We start from the raw sequence: 17,570 nt of genomic DNA, 5'->3' as shown, positions 1-17,570 counted from the left end.
GCCAGCAGGTCATGCGTAAAGCGTCTTTGTGACAGAAGGATAGACGGTATGGCAACAGCAGCATTCATTGGTCTGGGCGTGATGGGCTATCCCATGGCCGGGCATCTCAGGACCAAGGGCGGCCACGAGCTGCGCGTCTACAACCGCACCGCCGACAAGGCCCGCAAATGGGCGGACGAGTTCGGCGGCACCGCCTGCGACACGCCCGCCGAGGCCGCCACCGGCGCCGATTTCGTCTTCACCTGCGTGGGCAATGACGACGATCTGCGCGCCGTCACGCTCGCCGCGGGCGGCGCCATCCACGGCATGAAGAAGGGCGCGATCCTGATCGACAACACCACCGCCTCGGCGGAAGTGGCGCGCGAGCTCGCCGGCGCCTGCACCGACAAGGGCTGCGGCTTCCTCGACGCCCCGGTCTCGGGCGGCCAGGCCGGCGCCGAGAACGGCGTGCTCACGGTGATGGTCGGCGGCGACGAGGCCACCTTCGACGCGGCCCGCCCGGTGATCGACGCCTATGCCCGCATGGTCGGCCTGATGGGCCCGGTGGGCAGCGGGCAATTGACCAAGATGATCAACCAGATCTGCATCGCCGGCCTGGTCCAGGGCCTCGCCGAAGGCATTCACTTCGGCAAGAAGGCCGGCCTCGACATCGAGAAGGTGGTCGAGGTGATCTCCAAGGGCGCGGCCGGCTCCTGGCAGATGGAAAACCGCCACAAGACCATGATCGCCGGCAAGTATGATTATGGCTTCGCCGTCGACTGGATGCGCAAGGACCTCGACATCGTGCTCAACGAGGCCAAGCGCAACGGCGCGACGCTGCCGGTCACCGCGCTGGTCGACCAGTTCTACGCCGACGTGCAGGCCATGGGCGGCAAGCGCTGGGACACATCCTCGCTGCTGGCGCGGCTCGAGAAGTAAATGCTCTCGCCGGCCTCCGACACCGCGGCGATCGTCGCCCATCTCGAGACGCTGCGCTCGGAGGCCAACATCGCCGGCATGGGCCGCTACGGCATCGTCACCGACCGGGCGTTGGGGATCTCCAATCCGCAGATGCAGGCGATCGCGAAGACGGTGGGCAACAATCACGCCCGTGCCTTCGCGCTCTGGGACACCGGCATCCGCGAGGCGCGGTTGCTGGCGATCTACACATTCGAGCCGAAGCGTCTGACCGCCGAGGAAGCCTGGCGGCTCGCTGGCGACTTCAACTCCTGGGAGATCGTCGACGCGGCGGCCGACCTGTTCGTCTCCGCCCGGCTCGAGGCGGAGCTGGTGCCCGCCTTCGCCGCCGACGAGCGCGAATTCGTCCGCCGCACCGCCTTCGCCATGATCGCCGGGGCCGCCGTGCATCTGAAGACGGAGCCCGACAGCACGATGATCGGCTTCCTGCCGCTGATCGAGCGCCACGCCACGGACCCGCGCAATTTCGTCCGCAAGGCGGTCAACTGGGCGCTGCGCAACATCGGCAAGCGCAATCTCGCCTGCCACGCCCCGGCGCTCGCCCTCGCCCAAAAACTTGCGGGCTCCGACGACAAGACCGCCCGCTGGATCGGCAAGGACGCCGTGCGCGAACTGACGTCAGAAAAGATGCTCGACAGGCTCGGCCGCAAGCTCGCTGTCGGCTAGAACCCGTCGGCCGCCGTCCTGACGATTTCGTTCAGGATATCGTTGACCTGGCCGCGCGCGCCGCCTTCGGGCAAGGTGCGATGGCCAATGGTCACCTTGCCGGGCGTCGCTGCATCTTCATAGATAAACACGACATAGGGGCAGTAGGCGATGTCGCCGATATCGGCTTCCATCACGGCGCGCGACACGACGGCAGAGCAGAAGGTGAAGAACTCGGCGTCCTTGTAGAGCTCTTTCGTCGCCCCGACATCCGCGGCCGTACGCTTGAGCATGTCGCCCAGAAAGCCGTGGTAATCCACCTTGAAGCCCTTGTTGACAATGGCGTCGTTCACCCCTTGCGCCGCGTCGGCAAAGGGCACCTCGGCGACAACCGTGAACACCTCGTCGCCCGCGGCCTGCACCGGACCCCCTGCAAGGACCCAAAGGCCCACTCCGGCAATCACGCGCTTCATCATGGCAATTCTCCCGATCGGTTCATCCCTCCCCGGATCGGGGCGGAATTTATCATATCTGGATTATTGCATGTTTTGGCGCCGATGAACAGAAGCGACGTCAGGACGCCGAAGCCGGTTCCTTGGCGAGCTGGATGTAGTCGAGCGGCAGTTCGGTCGTGTACTTGATCTGCTCCATGGCAAACGACGAGGACACGTCGCGGATCTCGATCTTGGCGATCAGCCGCTTGTAGAAGGCGTCATAGGCGGCGATGTCGGGCACCACCACGCGCAGGAGATAGTCGACATCGCCGCTCATCCGGTAGAATTCCACCACTTCGGGAAATTCGGAGATGACTTCGGAGAAGCGCTTGAGCCATTCGTTGGAATGCGAGTTGGTGCGGATCGACACGAACACCGTCACCTTGGCGTTGATGGCCACCGGATCGAGCAGCGCCACGCGCCGCTTGATCACCCCGTCCTCCTCGAGCTTCTGGATCCGCCGCCAGCACGGCGTGGTCGACAGCCCCACCTTCTTGGCGATCTCCGCCACCGCCAGCGTGGCGTCTTCCTGCAGCAGGCGAAGGATCTTGCGGTCGAGGCGGTCCATGGGAGTCTCCGAAAAACGGGAATATCATCTCTGATATCGCGGATGCCCCGGCGTCACAAAGAACAATTTGCTCGCGGGAGCCGGTTTCAAAGAATTTTCTGCCCGGCCGCCTGCCGCATGGCCCGGGCCGGACGCACCGCCGGCTTCCCGCGCGGTTACCTGCCCAGGAGCTCGCTGACGCGGGTCTTGAGCTCGGGCAGCAGCTCCGCCTCGAACCATTGGTGCTTCCTGATCCAGCCGCTGTTGCGCCAGGAAGGATGCGGCAGCGGCAGCACCGGGCGCTCCGGCCCGGTCGCGGCGAGGATCTCCCGCCAGTTCCGCACGGTGTCCGTCATGCTCTTCTGCCGCAGCGGGCCCAGATGCCAGGCCTGGGCGTACTGGCCGATGGCCAGCACCAGCCGCACCTGCGGCATCGCCTGCATCACCCGGCCGCGCCAGGCGGGCGCGCATTCGCGCCGCGGCGGCAGGTCGCTGCCGGTGGCGTCGAGGCCGGGAAAGCAGAAGCCCATCGGCACGATGGCGAACTTGTCCGGATCGTAGAACGCGGTGTCGTCGACGCCGAGCCACTCCCTCAGCCGGACCCCGGACGGATCGGTGAAGGGCCTGCCGCTCGCATGCACCCGCGTCCCCGGCGCCTGGCCGGCGATCAGGATCGGCGCGCGCGCGGAGGCAAAGCACACCGGCCGCGGTTCGTGGGGAAGCCGCCTCTCCGGCCCGCCGGCGGGGCGATCGCGGCAGATCCGGCAGGCGGAGATCTCGGCAAGCAGCCCGTCCAGGCCGGTCGCGCCATCCCCGAAATCGCCGCCCTTATGGTTCATGCCTTGGCGCTCGGCCTTGCCGAGACAGTCCCGTACCAGCGCATGACATTGGTGAGATGCTCGGGCCGCTCGATGCGGGCGGGCTTCATGAAGTCGAACGCGATCATGCCGGTGATGTCGGCGATGGTGTAGCTGTCGCCGGCGATGAACTCGCGGCCGGCAAGCTCTTGGTCGAGCAATTCGAGAAAGCTGAGCACCTTGGGCCGGTTGGCCTCGCCCCACTCGGCGATCTGCGGCACCTCCCACTCCTTCATCGCCGGATGGGTGTGGCGGAAGGCGGCGGCGACCGCGGCAAGGTAATTCAGCTCCATCCGCCGGTTCCACATCTCCACGATCGCCCTGTCGCGGGCGTCGGTCCCCATCAGCGGCGGCTCGGGGTGAAGCTCCTCGAAATAGCGGCAGATGGCGACCGATTCGGAGATCGCAGTGCCATCGTCGAGCACCAGCACCGGCAGCCGCTGCAGCGGATTGAGCTGGGTGACTTCCTCTGATTTGTGGCCCATCTGCCCCATATCGACAGGCACCTTGTCGATTTCAATGCCTTTTTCGGCCAGAAACACGCTGACCCGCCGCGGATTTGGGGCGCGCCCGCCATCGTAAAGCTTCATGTGATGTTGTCTCCCTGCTGTCTGATGCCCCCGATCAGACACCAAAGCGCCGCGTCAGGAAAGCCTCAACGACAGATACGGGGGCGCACGCGGCCCGGCATGCGGGATTGCCGCTGCGACGCCCTTGACCGTCGCGCCTCTCCGCCGTTATGTACTGGTCGGACCAATTTCCATTCAAGCAACCGGTTTGCAGCGCAATCCGAAAGAGGAGGACCCCATGCCAGGCAAGAAAATACTGATGCTGACCGGTGATTTCACCGAGGAATACGAGATCTTCGTGTTCGAACAGGCCATGGAGGCGGTCGGACACACGGTGCATGTGGTCTGTCCAGATAAGAAGGCGGGCGACATCCTGCGGACCTCGCTCCATGATTTCGAGGGCGACCAGACCTACACCGAGAAGCTCGGGCACAACGTCACGCTCAACAAGACCTTCTCGGAGGCGGAAAAGCAGCTCGACAGCTATCACGCCGTCTACTGCGCCGGCGGACGCGGCCCGGAATACATCCGCACCGACAAGCGCGTCCAGGCGATCGTCCGGCATTTCCACGAGGCGGAGAAGCCGATCTTCACCATCTGCCACGGCGTGCAGATCCTGATCGCCGTCGACGGCGTCGTCCGCGGCAAGAAGGTGGCCGGCCTCGGCGCCTGCGAGCCCGAGGTGACGCTCGCCGGCGGCACCTTCATCGACCTGTCGCCGACCGACGCCTATGTCGACGGCACCATGGTGTCGGCCAAGGGCTGGACCGCGCTTGCGGCCTTCATGCGCGAATGCCTCAAGGTGCTGGGCACCGAGATCCGCCACGCCTGAGCGCGCGCCACGATGCCCCGTCGCGCCCGGCTTCACGCCGGGCCCGACCACCCGGCCCAGCGCTTCAGCGCCAGCCATGCCGCGCCGAACTGCTCGATCAGCAGATCGGCGAGGAACCAGGTTTCGGCCTGCGCATGCTCGGCGCGCCAGTCGCCCGGCCGGACGAAGTCTCCCGCCCAGAGCCCGATTCCTTCGGCTCTGGCCTCGGCTTCGGCCCTCTCGTAATCGCCATAGGCCACCGCCTGGCCGGACCGGACCATGGCAAGGTTGATGTCGACGTCGCCTGACCGGCAGCGCACCAGGTGCCGGCGGTAGCGGTCGGCGCCCTCGCTGCGGCAGAGGATCTCGCCCCCGGCAAGGCTGCGCAGATGGGCCGCCGCCTCACGGCCGCAGGGATAATCCGAAGCTCCCCTGCGGCAGGATTGCAGGAGTTCGGGCGCGTCGATCCCCTTGAGCCGCAGCCGGCGTTCGCCATAGGCCAGGCTGTCGCCGTCGACCACCCGCATCCGGCCGGACATCTCCTCGCCGGCCAGGCGTTCGAGCTTCGCGGCGGAAAAGGCCACGCCGGCAAGGACCAGCGCCGCCAGCGCCGCGTCGGCATAGGAGCGCCAGCGGGGGCGTCGCCTGGGTCTCGATCCTGATCTCCATCTCATCTGCGCAGGTGACCCTATTCGGCGCGCGCGCTCAAGCGCCTTGTCAAGCGTCCGGCCTGGGAAACCCGCGAAGATGCAAACAAGTTCTTAAACTTTGATCTCTAGATTTTCCTGCTGAACCAGAGACATCGGAAGACCAGGTGACACACCATCAAACCATGGCCGACAAGAACATTGTCGATCGTTCGCGCGTCCACAAGAACGCCGCGGTCGTCAAGACCGTTCGCGCCACCCGCGAACGGCTGCAGCATGGTCGGGAGATGTCACCGGAATTCAGCCATGAAATGAACCGTCTGCACATCAACGCCGTGCTGCAGGGCGCGGCCGCCCCACCGGTCCTGGTCATCCTCGCCGCCATCGGCGGCCTGTGGTTCGACGAGGCCATCTGGCTGATCGCCTGGGCGCTGCTGACGCTGTTCGTCTATGCCGGCCTGGTCCTGATGGCCCGGCGGGCGTCGCGGGAGATGAGCGACCCGGAGATCACCGAACGCTGGCGAAAGCGCTTTCTCGTCATGTATGCGGTGATCGGGTTGAGCTGGGCGCTGTTCGCCTTCCAGGGCTGCACCACCTGCCAGGGCGACACGTTCAATTTCTACAAATCCGCCGTCCTGCTGATCGCGCTGGCCGCGACCGCGATGACCACCTTCGCACTGCGCATCGCCCTGTACTCCACGGTCATTCCGATTGTCGCGGCGCTGACGCTGCGCGTCGGCATCGATCGCGACATTTCCGATTTCACCGTGCTGGCGATGATCCTCGGCGCGGCGCTGTTCTTCATTTTCATGTCGCAGCGGCTCTATTCGACAAACCTGAAGATGCTGAGCTTCCAGACCGAGAAGGACGATCTCATCGCCGAACTCGAGGTGGCGAAATCGGTCTCCGACGAGGCCCGGCGCCGCGCCGAGGAATCCAACCTCGCCAAGTCGCGCTTTCTTGCTTCGATGAGCCATGAGCTCCGCACGCCGCTCAACGCCATCCTGGGTTTTTCCGAGGTGATGGCCGGCGAGGTGCTCGGTCCCATGGAGAATGCGAGCTACAAGGAATATGTCGGCGACATCCACCGCTCCGGCCAGCATCTCCTGAACCTGATCAACGAGATCCTCGACCTGTCGCGCATCGAGGCGGGCCGCTACGAGCTCAATGAGAACGCCCTGTCGTTCGCCGACATCGCCGAGGATTGCATCGGCCTGGTGCAGCTCAAGGCGCGCAGCAAGAACATCCGCATCACCGAAGCCTTCGAGGAGAAGCTGCCGCTGGTCTGGGCCGACGAGAAGGCGATGCGCCAGGTCATCCTCAATCTTCTGTCCAATGCGGTGAAATTCACCCCGCCTGGCGGCGAGATCCGTGTCAAGCTCGGTTGGACCGCAGGCGGCGGGCAATATGTGTCGATCAAGGACAACGGCCCCGGCATTCCCGAGGAGGAGATCCCGGTGGTGCTGTCGGCCTTCGGCCAGGGCTCCATCGCCATCAAGAGCGCCGAACAGGGCACCGGCCTCGGCCTGCCGATCGTCCAGGCGATCCTGTCCAAGCATGGCGGCGAATTCGTCTTCAAGTCAAAGCTGCGCGAAGGCACCGAGGGGATCGCCATCCTGCCGCGCGAGCGCGTGCTCGAAAGCATGGCCCCGATCGAGGGCCTGGCCGGCGCGCCCCAGAAGAAGCGGGTCTTCAGCTAACGGCCCGCCGCCGGCCGGTCCCGGCCGGCTCATCCCAGCATTATCCCGGACCCGCCTGCCGGAGGGCTTTCACTCCTTGCCGGCAACCCCGGCCTGGGCGAAGGTCGCCATGCCGGAATGGCACATCGCCGCCGCCCTGACGATGCCCGCGGCCAGCGCGGCGCCGGTCCCCTCGCCCAACCGCATGCCCAGCGCCAGCAGCGGCGTCTTGCCGAGTTTCTCGATGGCCGCCATGTGACCCGGCTCGGCGGAGACATGGCCGATCAGGCAGTGGTCGAGCGCCCGCGGATTGGCCGCGTGCAGCACCGCGGCGGCGGCGGTGGCCACATAGCCGTCGATCAGCACCGGGATCCGCTCCATGCGCGCCGCCAGGATGGCGCCCGCCATCGCCGCCAGTTCGCGCCCGCCCAGGCGCCTGAGCAGTTCGAGCGGATCATTGAGATGCTGCTTGTGCAGGGCCACCGCGGCTTCCACCGCGGCGATCTTGCGCTGGAGCGTCTCGCCCTCCGAACCGGTGCCGGGGCCGACCCAGTCGGCCGCGGTCCCGCCGTAGAGCCCGTAGAAGATCGCCGCGGCGATGGTGGTGTTGCCGATGCCCATTTCGCCGATGCACAACAGATCGGTGCCGCCGGCGATCGATTCCATGCCGAACGCCATCGTCGCCGCGCAGGTGCGCTCGTCCATCGCCGCTTCCACCGAGATGTCGCCGGTGGGGATCTCCAGCGCCAGGTCGAAGATCTTCAGCCCCAGGTCGTGGGCGACGCAGATCTGGTTGATGGCGGCGCCGCCGGCGGCGAAGTTCGAGACCATCTGCGCCGTCACCGAGGGGGGAAACGGCGACACGCCCTGCGCGGTGACGCCGTGGTTGCCGGCGAAGATTGCCACCAGCGGCCGCGTGACCTGCGGGCTGCGGCCGGTCCAGGCGGCGAGCCAGAAGGCGATCTCCTCGAGCCGCCCCAGCGAGCCAGCCGGCTTGGTCAGTTGCGCGTCGCGCTCGCGCGCCGCCGCCAGCGCCGCGGTGTCGGGACCGGGCATGTTGCGCAGGAGATCGCGAAAATCGTCGAAAGGCAAACCGCTGGCACTCATTTTCTTCTCCTGGGAAATCCTGGCGCATGACGCGCGGGCTGGCCCGGTGTAATTGTCGAATCGTCCAAGGACAATATTTTTCGCGCGCCATCGTGTCGCAACCGCCGGGAGACCATCTTGCAGATCAGCGATCATATCGACGACATCGCCCGCGCCACGGGTTTCCTGAGCCGCCTGCCGGTCCCCGCGCGCTATTTCACCGATCACGACGGCTCGTTGTCGCGCGCCTCCGGCATGTTCCCCGCTGCCGGCCTGGTCATCGCGCTGGCGCCGGCACTGGTGGTCCTGGCCCTGTCCTTGATGGACGCCAATGCGGCGCTGACGGCGCTGATCGCGCTCACGGTGCTGATCGCGGTGACGGGCGCGCTGCACGAGGACGGGCTCGCCGATTCGGCCGACGCCTTCGGCGCCCGCCGCGGCCGCGATCACATGCTCGAGATCATGCGCGACAGCCGCACCGGAACCTATGGCGTGCTGGCGCTGGTGATCAGCTTCGCGCTTCGCGCCACCGCGCTGACCATCATCCTCTCCGTCATCGGCGGCTGGAACACGGCGCTGGCGCTGCTCGCGGTGGCGGCCCTCTCCCGCGCGGCGATCACCTGGCACTGGACCGAGCTTCCCCCTGCCCGCCGGGAGGGCGTGGCGGCGTCCGTCGGCGCGCCCGGGGACGGTGCCTCGACCAGGGCGCTGGTGAGCGGGGCGATCCTGTTCCTCGGCCTTGCCGCCGTGTCGATCGGGATCCTGCCCGCGGTGCTGGGCCTGGGCGCCGCCGCGCTTGCCGTGAGCCAGTGGACGTCGCTTGTCCGCAGGAAGCTCAACGGCCACACCGGCGACACCCTCGGCGCCAGCCAGCAGGTCGCCGAGACCGCCAGCCTGGTCACCCTTGCCCTTTTGCTGTGAACACCCGATATAGTGCGCGCGAAGACCACCGGCATGAGCAAAGCGACCCATGAGCATTTCGTCCCCATGCATCCTCGTCTGCTCGATAGACATGACCACCGGCTACTGCTTCGGCTGCGGCCGCACGCGTGACGAGATCGCCGGCTGGATGGGCTACACGCCGGAAATGCGCGATGAACTGATGGCGGAACTGCCGGCGCGGCTCGAGACCGTGGAACGCAAGCCGCGGCGGGAAACCCGGCGGACACGCATGGCCCGCGAACGGTCGGACGTCCAGCCGGAATGATCGTCATCCTCGCCCTGATCGGGGCTGCGCTCGCCGTGCTGATCTACAACCATGACAGCGGAATGAGTTTCGGGCTGCAGAACGATGACTTCGCGAGCCTCGTCTATCTCGGCCTGTTCGCAGCGGTGATCGGCGCGGGCATCGTCGGGGCCCAGCGCAACCTCGGCGAACTGGTCAGGAACCTGGTGGTCTGGACCGTCATCATCCTGGGCTTCGTCACCGGCTATCTCTACCAGGACCAGGCCCGGGACATGGTGCTGCGCGTGGCCGGCGGATTGGCGCCGGGACGGCCGGTGATGATTTCGGACGAGGCCGGTCCGGCGGTGTCGATCCGCAAGTCCCTCAACGGCCATTTCGAAGCCGAAGGCAGGGTCAATGGCGAGACGGTGGACTTTCTCATCGACACCGGCGCGACCTCGATCGCGCTGTCCCATGACGACGCCATGCGGATCGGCTTCACCGAGGCGGAGCTGAGCTACACGCTCGTCATCTCCACCGCCAACGGCCAGGGCCGCGCGGCGGCCGTCCGGCTCGACAGCGTCGACATCGGCTCGATCGGCCGGACCGGGCTGCGCGCCGTGGTGGCCGAACCGGGCCAGCTCGACCAGAGCCTGCTCGGCATGAACTTCATCTCCTCGCTGTCCGCCTTCGAGATGCGGCGCGACGAGGTGATCCTGCGCGACTGAGCCCGCCGGCAAAACAGCCTCCACCCCGCCCGCCGGTCCGCCGCGCCCCGACAGGCCGGGGGCGCACGCTCGGCCGTCGACAGCTTCAGGCAAGACTGCGGCCCTACACCAAGCAGGAAAATTGCCTGACCATTCGTTTTCCAAAGACGCCTGTTTGGAACCGCAACCTCTGGCCGAGCCATGATATCGAGCTATCAGACCTACACCTATTACACCAAGGACATCAACGAGACCCTGAGCCGGGCGGCGAACGATCCCATCGTCAGCCGCGAAGCGAAATATTACCGCGACAAGATCGGCTCGATCACCAGCGTCGACGAGTTCCTCGCCGACGACCGCATCTATGCCTATGCCATGAAGGCCCACGGGCTCGAGGACATGGCCTATGCCAAGGCCTTCATCCGCAAGGTGCTGGAAAGCGACCTGACCGACACGTCGAGCTTCGCCAACCTGCTGTCGGACGTCAGGTACAAGACCCTGGCCGCCGCCTATGATTTCGGCGGCACGGTGACGGGCGAGATCGTCCAGACCACCAGCCAGATCGACGACCTGATCGGCACCTACGAGCAGACCATCGAGAACAACGACGCCGTCCTCAAGCAGGAAACCAACTATTTCACCGCGGTGGCCGGCAGCTTCACCCAGGTGGACGACCTGTTCCGGAACACGCGCGCGCGCGACTACGTCTTCTCCACCTTCGGCATCGATCCCGAGACCTTCGACTACGACACGATCAGGAGCGTCATCACCAGCAATGTCGCCGATCCCGACAGCTATGTGAACGCCGTCCTCGCCCCGCAGGTCAATGACTGGCTGACGCTGATCGACGATCTCAACGCGCAACTGGCGAACCCGGCCAACACCCCGGCCCAGGACGAGAAGATCACCTATCTGCTCACGCAATATTCCAAGGCCGTGGAGAAGGCCGACAACTATTTCAATCTCGCCGCATCGTTCAATTTCAACGCCGACGGCAGCCTTGATGCCGGTGTCGAGCCGATGAACGCGGCGCAGATGAAGCTGGTCACCGAAACCTATGTCCTGTCGCAGCCGCGGCTGACCTCCACCGGCGCGCTGCTCAACAAGCAGTATTACGAGGAGACGATTTCCACGATCACCAGCCTGGATGATCTGCTCAACGACACAAGGCTCAGCAAGATGATCCTGACGGCCTACGACGTGCCGCTCACCACCAGCCGCGCCGACGTCGATTGGGCGCTGCGGCAGGATACGTCGGACCCGAACGGCGAAATCTACACCAAGAGCAAGCAGATCATCGCGCTCGCCAAGGCCTTCAATTTCGAAAGCGACGGCACCATCACGCCCGGAAAGGACATCCAGGATCCCGAGCAGTTGTTCACCACGACGGCGATGTACATCGACAGATACAACGATGCCGACGAACAAGCCGACGCGGCGGCCGTGGCCAAGTACAAGCTCTATATCGGCCTCACCCGAAACCTCGACGATTTCCTGTCGCGGGAGCCGGCTGCGGTCACCATCCGCGAATTCGCCCTGAAGGCCTTCAATATCTCGCCCGACGAGGTGTCGATCTTCAAGCTCAAGCAGGTCTTCACCAGCGATCCCTATGATCCCGAGAGCTATGTCAACAAGATGAAGGACGACCGCTTCGTCCAGTTGGCCAAGGCTTACAACTTCGCCGCCGACGGCAGCATCAGCGCCCCGCGCTACGCGCAGTCCGAAAGCGAGATCACCCGGATCGGCACCGCCTATTATTCGGCCGTGACCCGCCTGGACAAGAGCGACGCGACCAAGCAGGCCGCCGAGGATGTGGTGTCCTATTACCGGACCCAGTTGCAGACGCTGGAAACCGTCGACGACATCCTCACGGACGCGCGCCTGACGAATGTGCTGCTCAAGGCCGAAGGGATCAACCCGGACGACATGACGGTGGAAACCCTGAGGGCGATCCTGACGTCCGATCTCGATGATCCCAAGAGCTTCGCCAACCAGCAGAACGACGTCCGTTACCGCAAACTGGCAGGATCCTTCAATTTCAACACCGATGGCGTGATCCAGTCCACCACGGCCAAGAGCGTCCAGAACGAGCGCGGCATGGTGGAAACGCAGCACCTGTACCTGACCCAGACCGTGGAACAGACCGCGGGCGAGGAAAGCGTCGGCGCCCGCCTCGCGCTCTATTTCGAGCGCATGGCGCCGACCGTGACCAGCACCTACGAAATCCTCGCCGATGACGCCCTGGCGCAGTTCATCCGCACGACGTTCTCGATTTCCGCGGAAACCGCCAATGCCGACATCGATGCCCAGAAGGCGATGATCGAGCGATATCTCGACATCGACGACCTGGTGGATCCGGAGAAGGTCGACAAACTGGTGCGGCGCTTCCTGGCGCTCTATGACGTCGAGAACGGGATCCAGGACCCCCTGCTGTCGGTCTTCGGCGGCGGCACCTCCATCAATTTCGAAACCGTCGCCACCTACATGCAGCTCCGCGGCTAACGACGCCGGGCGCCGCCCGCCCTTCTCCGCGGCCGGACCCGCCGGGTCAAGTGAGGCTGTAGAAGAAGCGCGCCGCGACGGACAGCATGAACAGGCCGAAGCCGATTTCGAGTTGGCGCTTGCCGAGCGCATGCGCGAATCGCACGCCGATCGGCGCCACCAGGAGCGTGATCGGGATGATCAGCGCCACCGCCACCCAGTTGATGTAGCCGGTCGAGAACGGCGGCAGGCCGGGGGCGTCCCAGCCGGCCCAGAGATAGCCGAACAGGCCGGGGATCGAGATCAGCACGCCGACGCCGGCGGAGGTGGCCACCGCCTGGTGCACCGAACGGCCGTAGAGCGTCATGAAGGTGTTGTTGAGAACGCCGCCGCCGATGCCCATCAGCGCCGACAACAGCCCGATGAGCCCGCCCACCGCGGCGCGGACGGGATTTGGCGGAAGATCGGCGCCCAGGCGCCAGCTCTCCTGGTTGAACAGCATCCGCAGCCCCACCAGGATGGCGATGAGGGCGAAGATGCCCCGCAACCCGCCGCTCGAGACATGGGCCGCGATCAGCGACGCCGCCACGACGCCGAGCGGCACCGGCACGATCCAGCTTCGCAGCAGCGCCAGATCCACCGCGCCGCGCTTCTTGTGCGCCATGAACGAGCGGATCGAGGTCGGCACGATGATGGCGAGCGACGTTCCCACCGACAGATGCATCCGCACCGCGTCATCCACGTGAAGCAGGCCGAAGGCCTGGTAGAACACCGGCACCAGGATGGCGCCGCCGCCGATGCCGAACAGGCCCGCGAGCACGCCCGCGACAGTGCCGGCGCCGGCAAGGGCGGCGGCAAACCATATCAATTCTCCCGCAGGCGGCATAGGCTCAGTCCCTCACATGGACGCCCGGACAAGAGCCTGACGTGTTTTCGCCGCCATTGCCGCGCGCGGCAAGCGTCATCAAACCGAGACACTTTTCAAGCATTGTTTTCACCGGACAGCGGCCGGATCGGCCGCAGCGGTTCCACCAGAGGTCATGGCCCCCGCCCCAAAGCCCTCGGGTGCGGAGCCCCTCCGGAGCCTGGCGGTCCCCCATCCGCCGGGACCCGGCTTGAAGGCTGGCGCGTCCGGCCTTCTTTTTTTTGTGGCTCAGTCGCAGTGACGGTAAGCGGTCTTGCGGGTCCTGAGATCGAAGTGGAAGTGATCTTTGTGGTGGACGTCGCTGCCCGGCCCGAGGACGGTGGTGAAATATTTGCAGCTATCGGCCCTGATCGAGTTGAGCAGGCTCTTCTGCCTGAAGGCGAACAGGCCGGGCTGCTTGACCAGGATGGCGCGGCCATTGTCGAGCGTGATCTTGCCGACATCGATGGCGTTGCCCTTGGCGTGCTCGGACATCGGCGCGCCGCGCTTGGAATTCATGGTGCGGCAGGAATAGGACGAGAGCTGGTTGATCGAGCGGACGCCCGACAGGTAGCGGACCCGCGCCGCGGGTCCGAGCTCGTTCTTCACCCACTGGGCGAAGGCCTCGGTGATCTGGCAATTGAGCTTCGCCGCCGGCTTGATCTGGATTCCGCCCGAAAGCTTGGTCAGTTCGATCGGATAGGGAATGGAACAGCTCGTGCCGTTGCCGATCGCGGGAATGTCGCGGAAGGTCACGCCCAGCCGCTTCAGGCGCTGGCGGCAGGCCTTTTCCGCCGCCGGCAACCCGCCCGCCCATTTCGGCGTGCTCATCGGGTTTTCGGCGCGCGTCATGGCGCCGGCGAGCAGCACCGGCTGCTGCTCGACCACCACCGGCCGGTCCTCGAGATCGACCGTCCTGGGATCGGGAGCCGCCGCGACGGGCGCCGAAGCCAGGCTCGGCGCGTCGGTGCCGATGCCGGTGACCACCGGCTGGTCGACATTGCCCTCGGGAAGCGCGGACGTCATCTGCATCGAATCGACGCCGTCGGCGACCGGATAGGCCAGCACGTTCTGCAGCGGCGCGCCCGGGTCGTCGGGTATGGGCGAGGACTGCGTCTCGCTGAACATGGCCGTTTCCACCGGGGCGCTCATCATCGGCTGGACCGGATCGGCGCGAATGACCGGATTGGACGGCTCGATCGCCAGCAGGTCGCCCGGAGGCGACATGTCGCCGGAGCAGCCCGCCACGAGAGCCGCCGTCAACGCCAGCGCCACGGGGAAGCCCCGGGGACGACGGTATGCAGCTACGCGAGAGGTCATGGATTGCTCCGATTCAACGCAAAACGAGCCTGAACTATCGCATGGAAGGGTAAAGGAAGCCTGAGCTTCGCCGTTAACTTCCGGGGCAATATTGCGGCAGCGGCGGCAGGAGGGCGCGCGTGGGCGGGGTTCGCAGCGCGTTTTTGGCCCGAGGCCGGCCCACCGGCGGCCGCGCTGACCGGAATTGTCTATGTTTCTCCCGGCCGCGGGCTTCAAAACCCGGGCCGGTCCCGGTACATCTGTCCGACAACGAGGGACAGACCATGCTCAAGCCGACCGGGGAACTCACATTGCGCACGCTGGCGATGCCCGCCGACGCCAACGCCGCGGGCGACATTTTCGGCGGATGGGTGATGGCGCAGATGGACCTGGCCTGCGGCATCCGCGCCGCCGAACGGGCCAGGGGCCGCGTCGTGACCGCCGCCGTCAACGAAATGTCCTTCGCCATGCCGGTCAAGATCGGCGACACGCTGTGCATCTACACCGACATCGTCAAGGTCGGCCGCACCTCGATGACGCTCTTGGTCGAGGCCTGGGCGCAACGCTATCTCTCGCCGCAGATGGACAAGGTGACCAACGCGCTGTTCGTCATGGTGGCGCTCGACGCGACCGGCAAGCCGACGCCGCTGCCGCCCGAATAAGGTCAGGCCGGGGCGGCCTCGCCCTTCATTTCGTAGAGATACAGTCGCGTCTTGCGCCGGTCCGGCAGTTCCCAGATCTCGTCGGCCTCGACGCCGGGAACCGCGAAACTGTTGGACACCAGCAGGCTGCCGGGCTTCATCTCGCGCCTGGCCTTTTCATAAAGCGCGGGCATCGGTTCGGGTGACAGAAAGGCGTAGACGATGTCCTCGGCCGAAATGTCGGCCGCCCAGATGTCCTGCCGCACAATCCTGCCGCGGCCCTCGATCTTCGACAGGAGCACCGACAGCAGCCAGACCATCGGCGCGGATTCGACGCCGCGCGCCACCCTGCCCTCGCCGTCGATCCGCCGCACCACGCCGCCGAGGCCGGAGCCGAGATCAGTGAAGCGGCTGCCGCCGCGCTGCCGCATCATCGCGAGAAGCGCCTCGGTGGTCTGCCGGTTGCTCAGATACAGCGGCACCCGCTCGCGCGCCGTATTGGAAAAGACCAGGTAGAGCAGCACGAAAGCCACGCCGAACGGCCAGGCGGGCAGTTCGCCCGCGTGGAACGCGAGGCTCATCGCGGCCGGGAACGCGAGACCGATCCACACCCACCAGACCGGCAGCCCGATCAGCCTCGTCACCGCCGCGGCCGCCACGCACTGCGCCGCGAGCCCCGTCCAGAACAGCGCGGACGGGTCGAGCAGGCCCGCGAGCAGCAGCCGCAGCGCGATCATGACCGCCAGTGCCACGAGCTGTGCGAGCGCGGCGCCGAGGATCGGATAAGAACGAAATGCGGTCATGGCCCGTCCCGTTGCATGCGCCGGCGCCCGGGCGAAACGCTCAGGCGGCCGCGGTCAAATCACTGAGGTCGATCTCCGCGAAGGCCTGGGCGATCACCTCCGGCCCGGCGCCCGGACGGGCCGCGTCCGTCGACAGGATCTGCCGGAACCGCCGAGCGCCCCTGACCCCCTGGAACAATCCGACCATGTGCCGTGTGACATGCCCGAGTCGCCCGCCCGACGCCAGATGCGCGGCCGCATAGTCCATCATCGTGTCGCGGACAGCGTTCCAGTCCGTCTCGGGCGCGTCGATGCCGAAGATCCTCCGGTCGACCTCGGCCAGCAGCGACGCATTGTGGTAGGCGGCGCGCCCAAGCATGACGCCGTCGACATGATTCAAATGCTCAAGGGCTTGATTCAGATCCGCAATGCCGCCGTTTATGCCGATGAAGACATTGGGAAAATCCTGCTTGAGGCGATACACGCGATCATAATCGAGCGGCGGGATGTCGCGGTTTTCCTTGGGCGACAGGCCTTCGAGCCAGGCCTTGCGCGCATGCACCCAGAGCGCGTCCGCGCCCGCGTCGATCACCGCGCGCGCCAGATCCGACAGCGCGATTTCCGGGTCCTGCTCGTCGACGCCGATGCGGCACTTGACCGTGACCGGGACATCGGAGACTGCCTTCATCGCCGCCACGCAATCCGCCACCAGCCCGGGCTCGCGCATCAGGCAGGCGCCGAACGCGCCCGATTGCACCCGGTCTGAGGGACAGCCGACATTGAGATTGATCTCGTCATAGGAGAAGGGCGCCGCAAGCCGCACCGCCTCGGCGAGCTTCGCGGGCTCCGAGCCGCCAAGCTGCAGCGCCACCGGATGCTCTGCCGCGTCAAAACCCAGCAGCCGGTCGCGGTCGCCATGGATGATCCCGTCGGCCACAACCATCTCGGTGTAAAGCACCGCGTGGAGCGACAACTGCCGGTGAAAGAACCGGCAATGCCGGTCCGTCCAGTCGATCATGGGCGCCACGGCGAATGTGTGGGCGTGGAATGGGGCCATCTTTCAGGATATCGCTTCGTCTTCAGGTGCCAATAGTCGGAAAGTCAGGGTTGCCTAAATGTGCCCTTATCATGCCTTGCCCGATTGTGCACATACTCCCGGCAGGCCTGCACGGGCGGCCGCGGTGCGAGAGGGTCGCACAGGGGTGGACGAGCCGTCTCGGGACAGTCACCCCAGTCCACGCGGCCTGATCCGGTGATCCTGAAAAACGAAACGGGGCAATTCCGGAGGGTCCCGGAATT

19 protein-coding genes are annotated in these 17,570 nt (G+C 65.9%); 9 read left to right on the top strand and 10 right to left on the bottom strand.

Translation table 11 applies throughout. The features are described 5' to 3' along the window. Positions 1 to 48 precede the first annotated feature (48 nt). The gene (locus LL06_RS18180) at positions 49 to 918 is read left to right on the top strand and encodes an NAD(P)-dependent oxidoreductase (protein ID WP_035530073.1); all 870 of its coding nucleotides are present in this window, start codon (positions 49 to 51) and stop codon (positions 916 to 918) included. Further along, a complete protein-coding gene (locus tag LL06_RS18175; RefSeq protein ID WP_035530071.1) occupies positions 919 to 1,623 on the top strand; it encodes a DNA alkylation repair protein in 705 nt (234 codons plus the stop codon). It begins immediately after the preceding gene. On the opposite strand, the gene LL06_RS18170 is transcribed toward LL06_RS18175, so the two are convergent. From LL06_RS18170 to LL06_RS18155, 4 genes are all read right to left on the bottom strand, one after another. Then, positions 1,620 to 2,078, bottom strand: a complete 459-nt coding sequence (locus LL06_RS18170; RefSeq protein ID WP_052161706.1) for a hypothetical protein — start codon at positions 2,076 to 2,078, stop codon at positions 1,620 to 1,622. The genes LL06_RS18175 and LL06_RS18170 overlap by 4 nt on opposite strands. A 97-nt stretch (positions 2,079 to 2,175) precedes the next feature. Next, a complete protein-coding gene (locus LL06_RS18165) occupies positions 2,176 to 2,664 on the bottom strand; it encodes an Lrp/AsnC family transcriptional regulator (RefSeq protein WP_035530070.1) in 489 nt (162 codons plus the stop codon). A 155-nt stretch (positions 2,665 to 2,819) separates the two neighbouring features. Then, entirely contained in the window at positions 2,820 to 3,482 is a 663-nt protein-coding gene (locus LL06_RS18160) for a uracil-DNA glycosylase family protein (RefSeq protein ID WP_052161705.1), read from the bottom strand. Then, positions 3,479 to 4,090, bottom strand: coding sequence for a glutathione S-transferase (locus tag LL06_RS18155; protein WP_035530067.1), 612 nt, complete (start codon positions 4,088 to 4,090; stop codon positions 3,479 to 3,481). Before LL06_RS18155 ends, LL06_RS18160 begins: the two co-directional genes overlap by 4 nt. A 217-nt stretch (positions 4,091 to 4,307) precedes the next feature. Here LL06_RS18155 and LL06_RS18150 point away from each other — a divergent pair, with 217 nt between their 5' ends. After that, on the top strand, positions 4,308 to 4,901 hold the full coding sequence (locus tag LL06_RS18150; protein ID WP_035530064.1) for a DJ-1/PfpI family protein: 594 nt from the start codon (positions 4,308 to 4,310) through the stop codon (positions 4,899 to 4,901). Positions 4,902 to 4,933: 32 nt separating this feature from the next. Here the strand turns inward: LL06_RS18150 and LL06_RS18145 are convergent, their stop codons facing one another. Further along, complete coding sequence (locus tag LL06_RS18145; protein WP_081964054.1) at positions 4,934 to 5,554, bottom strand: thermonuclease family protein; 621 nt, start codon at positions 5,552 to 5,554, stop codon at positions 4,934 to 4,936. A 158-nt stretch (positions 5,555 to 5,712) separates the two neighbouring features. Between LL06_RS18145 and LL06_RS18140 the strand changes: the two genes are divergently transcribed. Next, the gene (locus tag LL06_RS18140; protein WP_035530062.1) at positions 5,713 to 7,227 is read left to right on the top strand and encodes a HAMP domain-containing sensor histidine kinase; all 1,515 of its coding nucleotides are present in this window, start codon (positions 5,713 to 5,715) and stop codon (positions 7,225 to 7,227) included. Between the two features lie 69 nt (positions 7,228 to 7,296). Here LL06_RS18140 and cobT read toward each other — a convergent pair whose 3' ends face one another. Beyond that, positions 7,297 to 8,313, bottom strand: a complete 1,017-nt coding sequence (gene cobT, locus LL06_RS18135) for a nicotinate-nucleotide--dimethylbenzimidazole phosphoribosyltransferase (RefSeq protein ID WP_035530060.1) — start codon at positions 8,311 to 8,313, stop codon at positions 7,297 to 7,299. Between the two features lie 114 nt (positions 8,314 to 8,427). Here cobT and cobS point away from each other — a divergent pair, with 114 nt between their 5' ends. From cobS to LL06_RS18115, 4 genes are all read left to right on the top strand, one after another. Beyond that, positions 8,428 to 9,213 carry an adenosylcobinamide-GDP ribazoletransferase gene (cobS, locus tag LL06_RS18130; RefSeq protein WP_081964053.1) on the top strand — a complete coding sequence of 262 codons (786 nt, stop codon included), beginning with the start codon at positions 8,428 to 8,430 and terminating at the stop codon, positions 9,211 to 9,213. A gap of 49 nt (positions 9,214 to 9,262) precedes the next feature. Continuing rightward, entirely contained in the window at positions 9,263 to 9,499 is a 237-nt protein-coding gene (locus tag LL06_RS18125) for a DUF1289 domain-containing protein (RefSeq protein ID WP_035530056.1), read from the top strand. Further along, the gene (locus LL06_RS18120; protein WP_035530053.1) at positions 9,496 to 10,185 is read left to right on the top strand and encodes a TIGR02281 family clan AA aspartic protease; all 690 of its coding nucleotides are present in this window, start codon (positions 9,496 to 9,498) and stop codon (positions 10,183 to 10,185) included. Before LL06_RS18125 ends, LL06_RS18120 begins: the two co-directional genes overlap by 4 nt. 180 nt (positions 10,186 to 10,365) lie before the next feature. Next, positions 10,366 to 12,666 carry a DUF1217 domain-containing protein gene (locus LL06_RS18115; protein ID WP_035530051.1) on the top strand — a complete coding sequence of 767 codons (2,301 nt, stop codon included), beginning with the start codon at positions 10,366 to 10,368 and terminating at the stop codon, positions 12,664 to 12,666. A gap of 46 nt (positions 12,667 to 12,712) precedes the next feature. On the opposite strand, the gene LL06_RS18110 is transcribed toward LL06_RS18115, so the two are convergent. Beyond that, positions 12,713 to 13,531, bottom strand: coding sequence for a sulfite exporter TauE/SafE family protein (locus LL06_RS18110; protein ID WP_035530049.1), 819 nt, complete (start codon positions 13,529 to 13,531; stop codon positions 12,713 to 12,715). A gap of 267 nt (positions 13,532 to 13,798) precedes the next feature. Beyond that, entirely contained in the window at positions 13,799 to 14,869 is a 1,071-nt protein-coding gene (locus LL06_RS18105; RefSeq protein WP_081964052.1) for an extensin family protein, read from the bottom strand. Positions 14,870 to 15,132: 263 nt separating this feature from the next. On the opposite strand from LL06_RS18105, the gene LL06_RS18100 reads away from it, so the two are divergent. Next, positions 15,133 to 15,510 (top strand): acyl-CoA thioesterase, encoded by a 378-nt coding sequence (locus tag LL06_RS18100; protein WP_035530047.1) that lies wholly within the window; start codon positions 15,133 to 15,135, stop codon positions 15,508 to 15,510. A 2-nt stretch (positions 15,511 to 15,512) separates the two neighbouring features. Here LL06_RS18100 and LL06_RS18095 read toward each other — a convergent pair whose 3' ends face one another. Both LL06_RS18095 and dusA read right to left on the bottom strand, forming a co-directional pair. Further along, complete coding sequence (locus LL06_RS18095; protein ID WP_035530045.1) at positions 15,513 to 16,292, bottom strand: hypothetical protein; 780 nt, start codon at positions 16,290 to 16,292, stop codon at positions 15,513 to 15,515. 40 nt (positions 16,293 to 16,332) lie between these two features. Continuing rightward, the gene (dusA, locus tag LL06_RS18090) at positions 16,333 to 17,328 is read right to left on the bottom strand and encodes a tRNA dihydrouridine(20/20a) synthase DusA (RefSeq protein ID WP_035530043.1); all 996 of its coding nucleotides are present in this window, start codon (positions 17,326 to 17,328) and stop codon (positions 16,333 to 16,335) included. Between the last annotated feature and the right edge of the window lie 242 nt (positions 17,329 to 17,570).

Source organism: Hoeflea sp. BAL378, from assembly GCF_000759435.1.
Lineage (GTDB): Bacteria > Pseudomonadota > Alphaproteobacteria > Rhizobiales > Rhizobiaceae > Hoeflea.
This window is presented reverse-complemented; position numbering and strand designations above follow the sequence as displayed.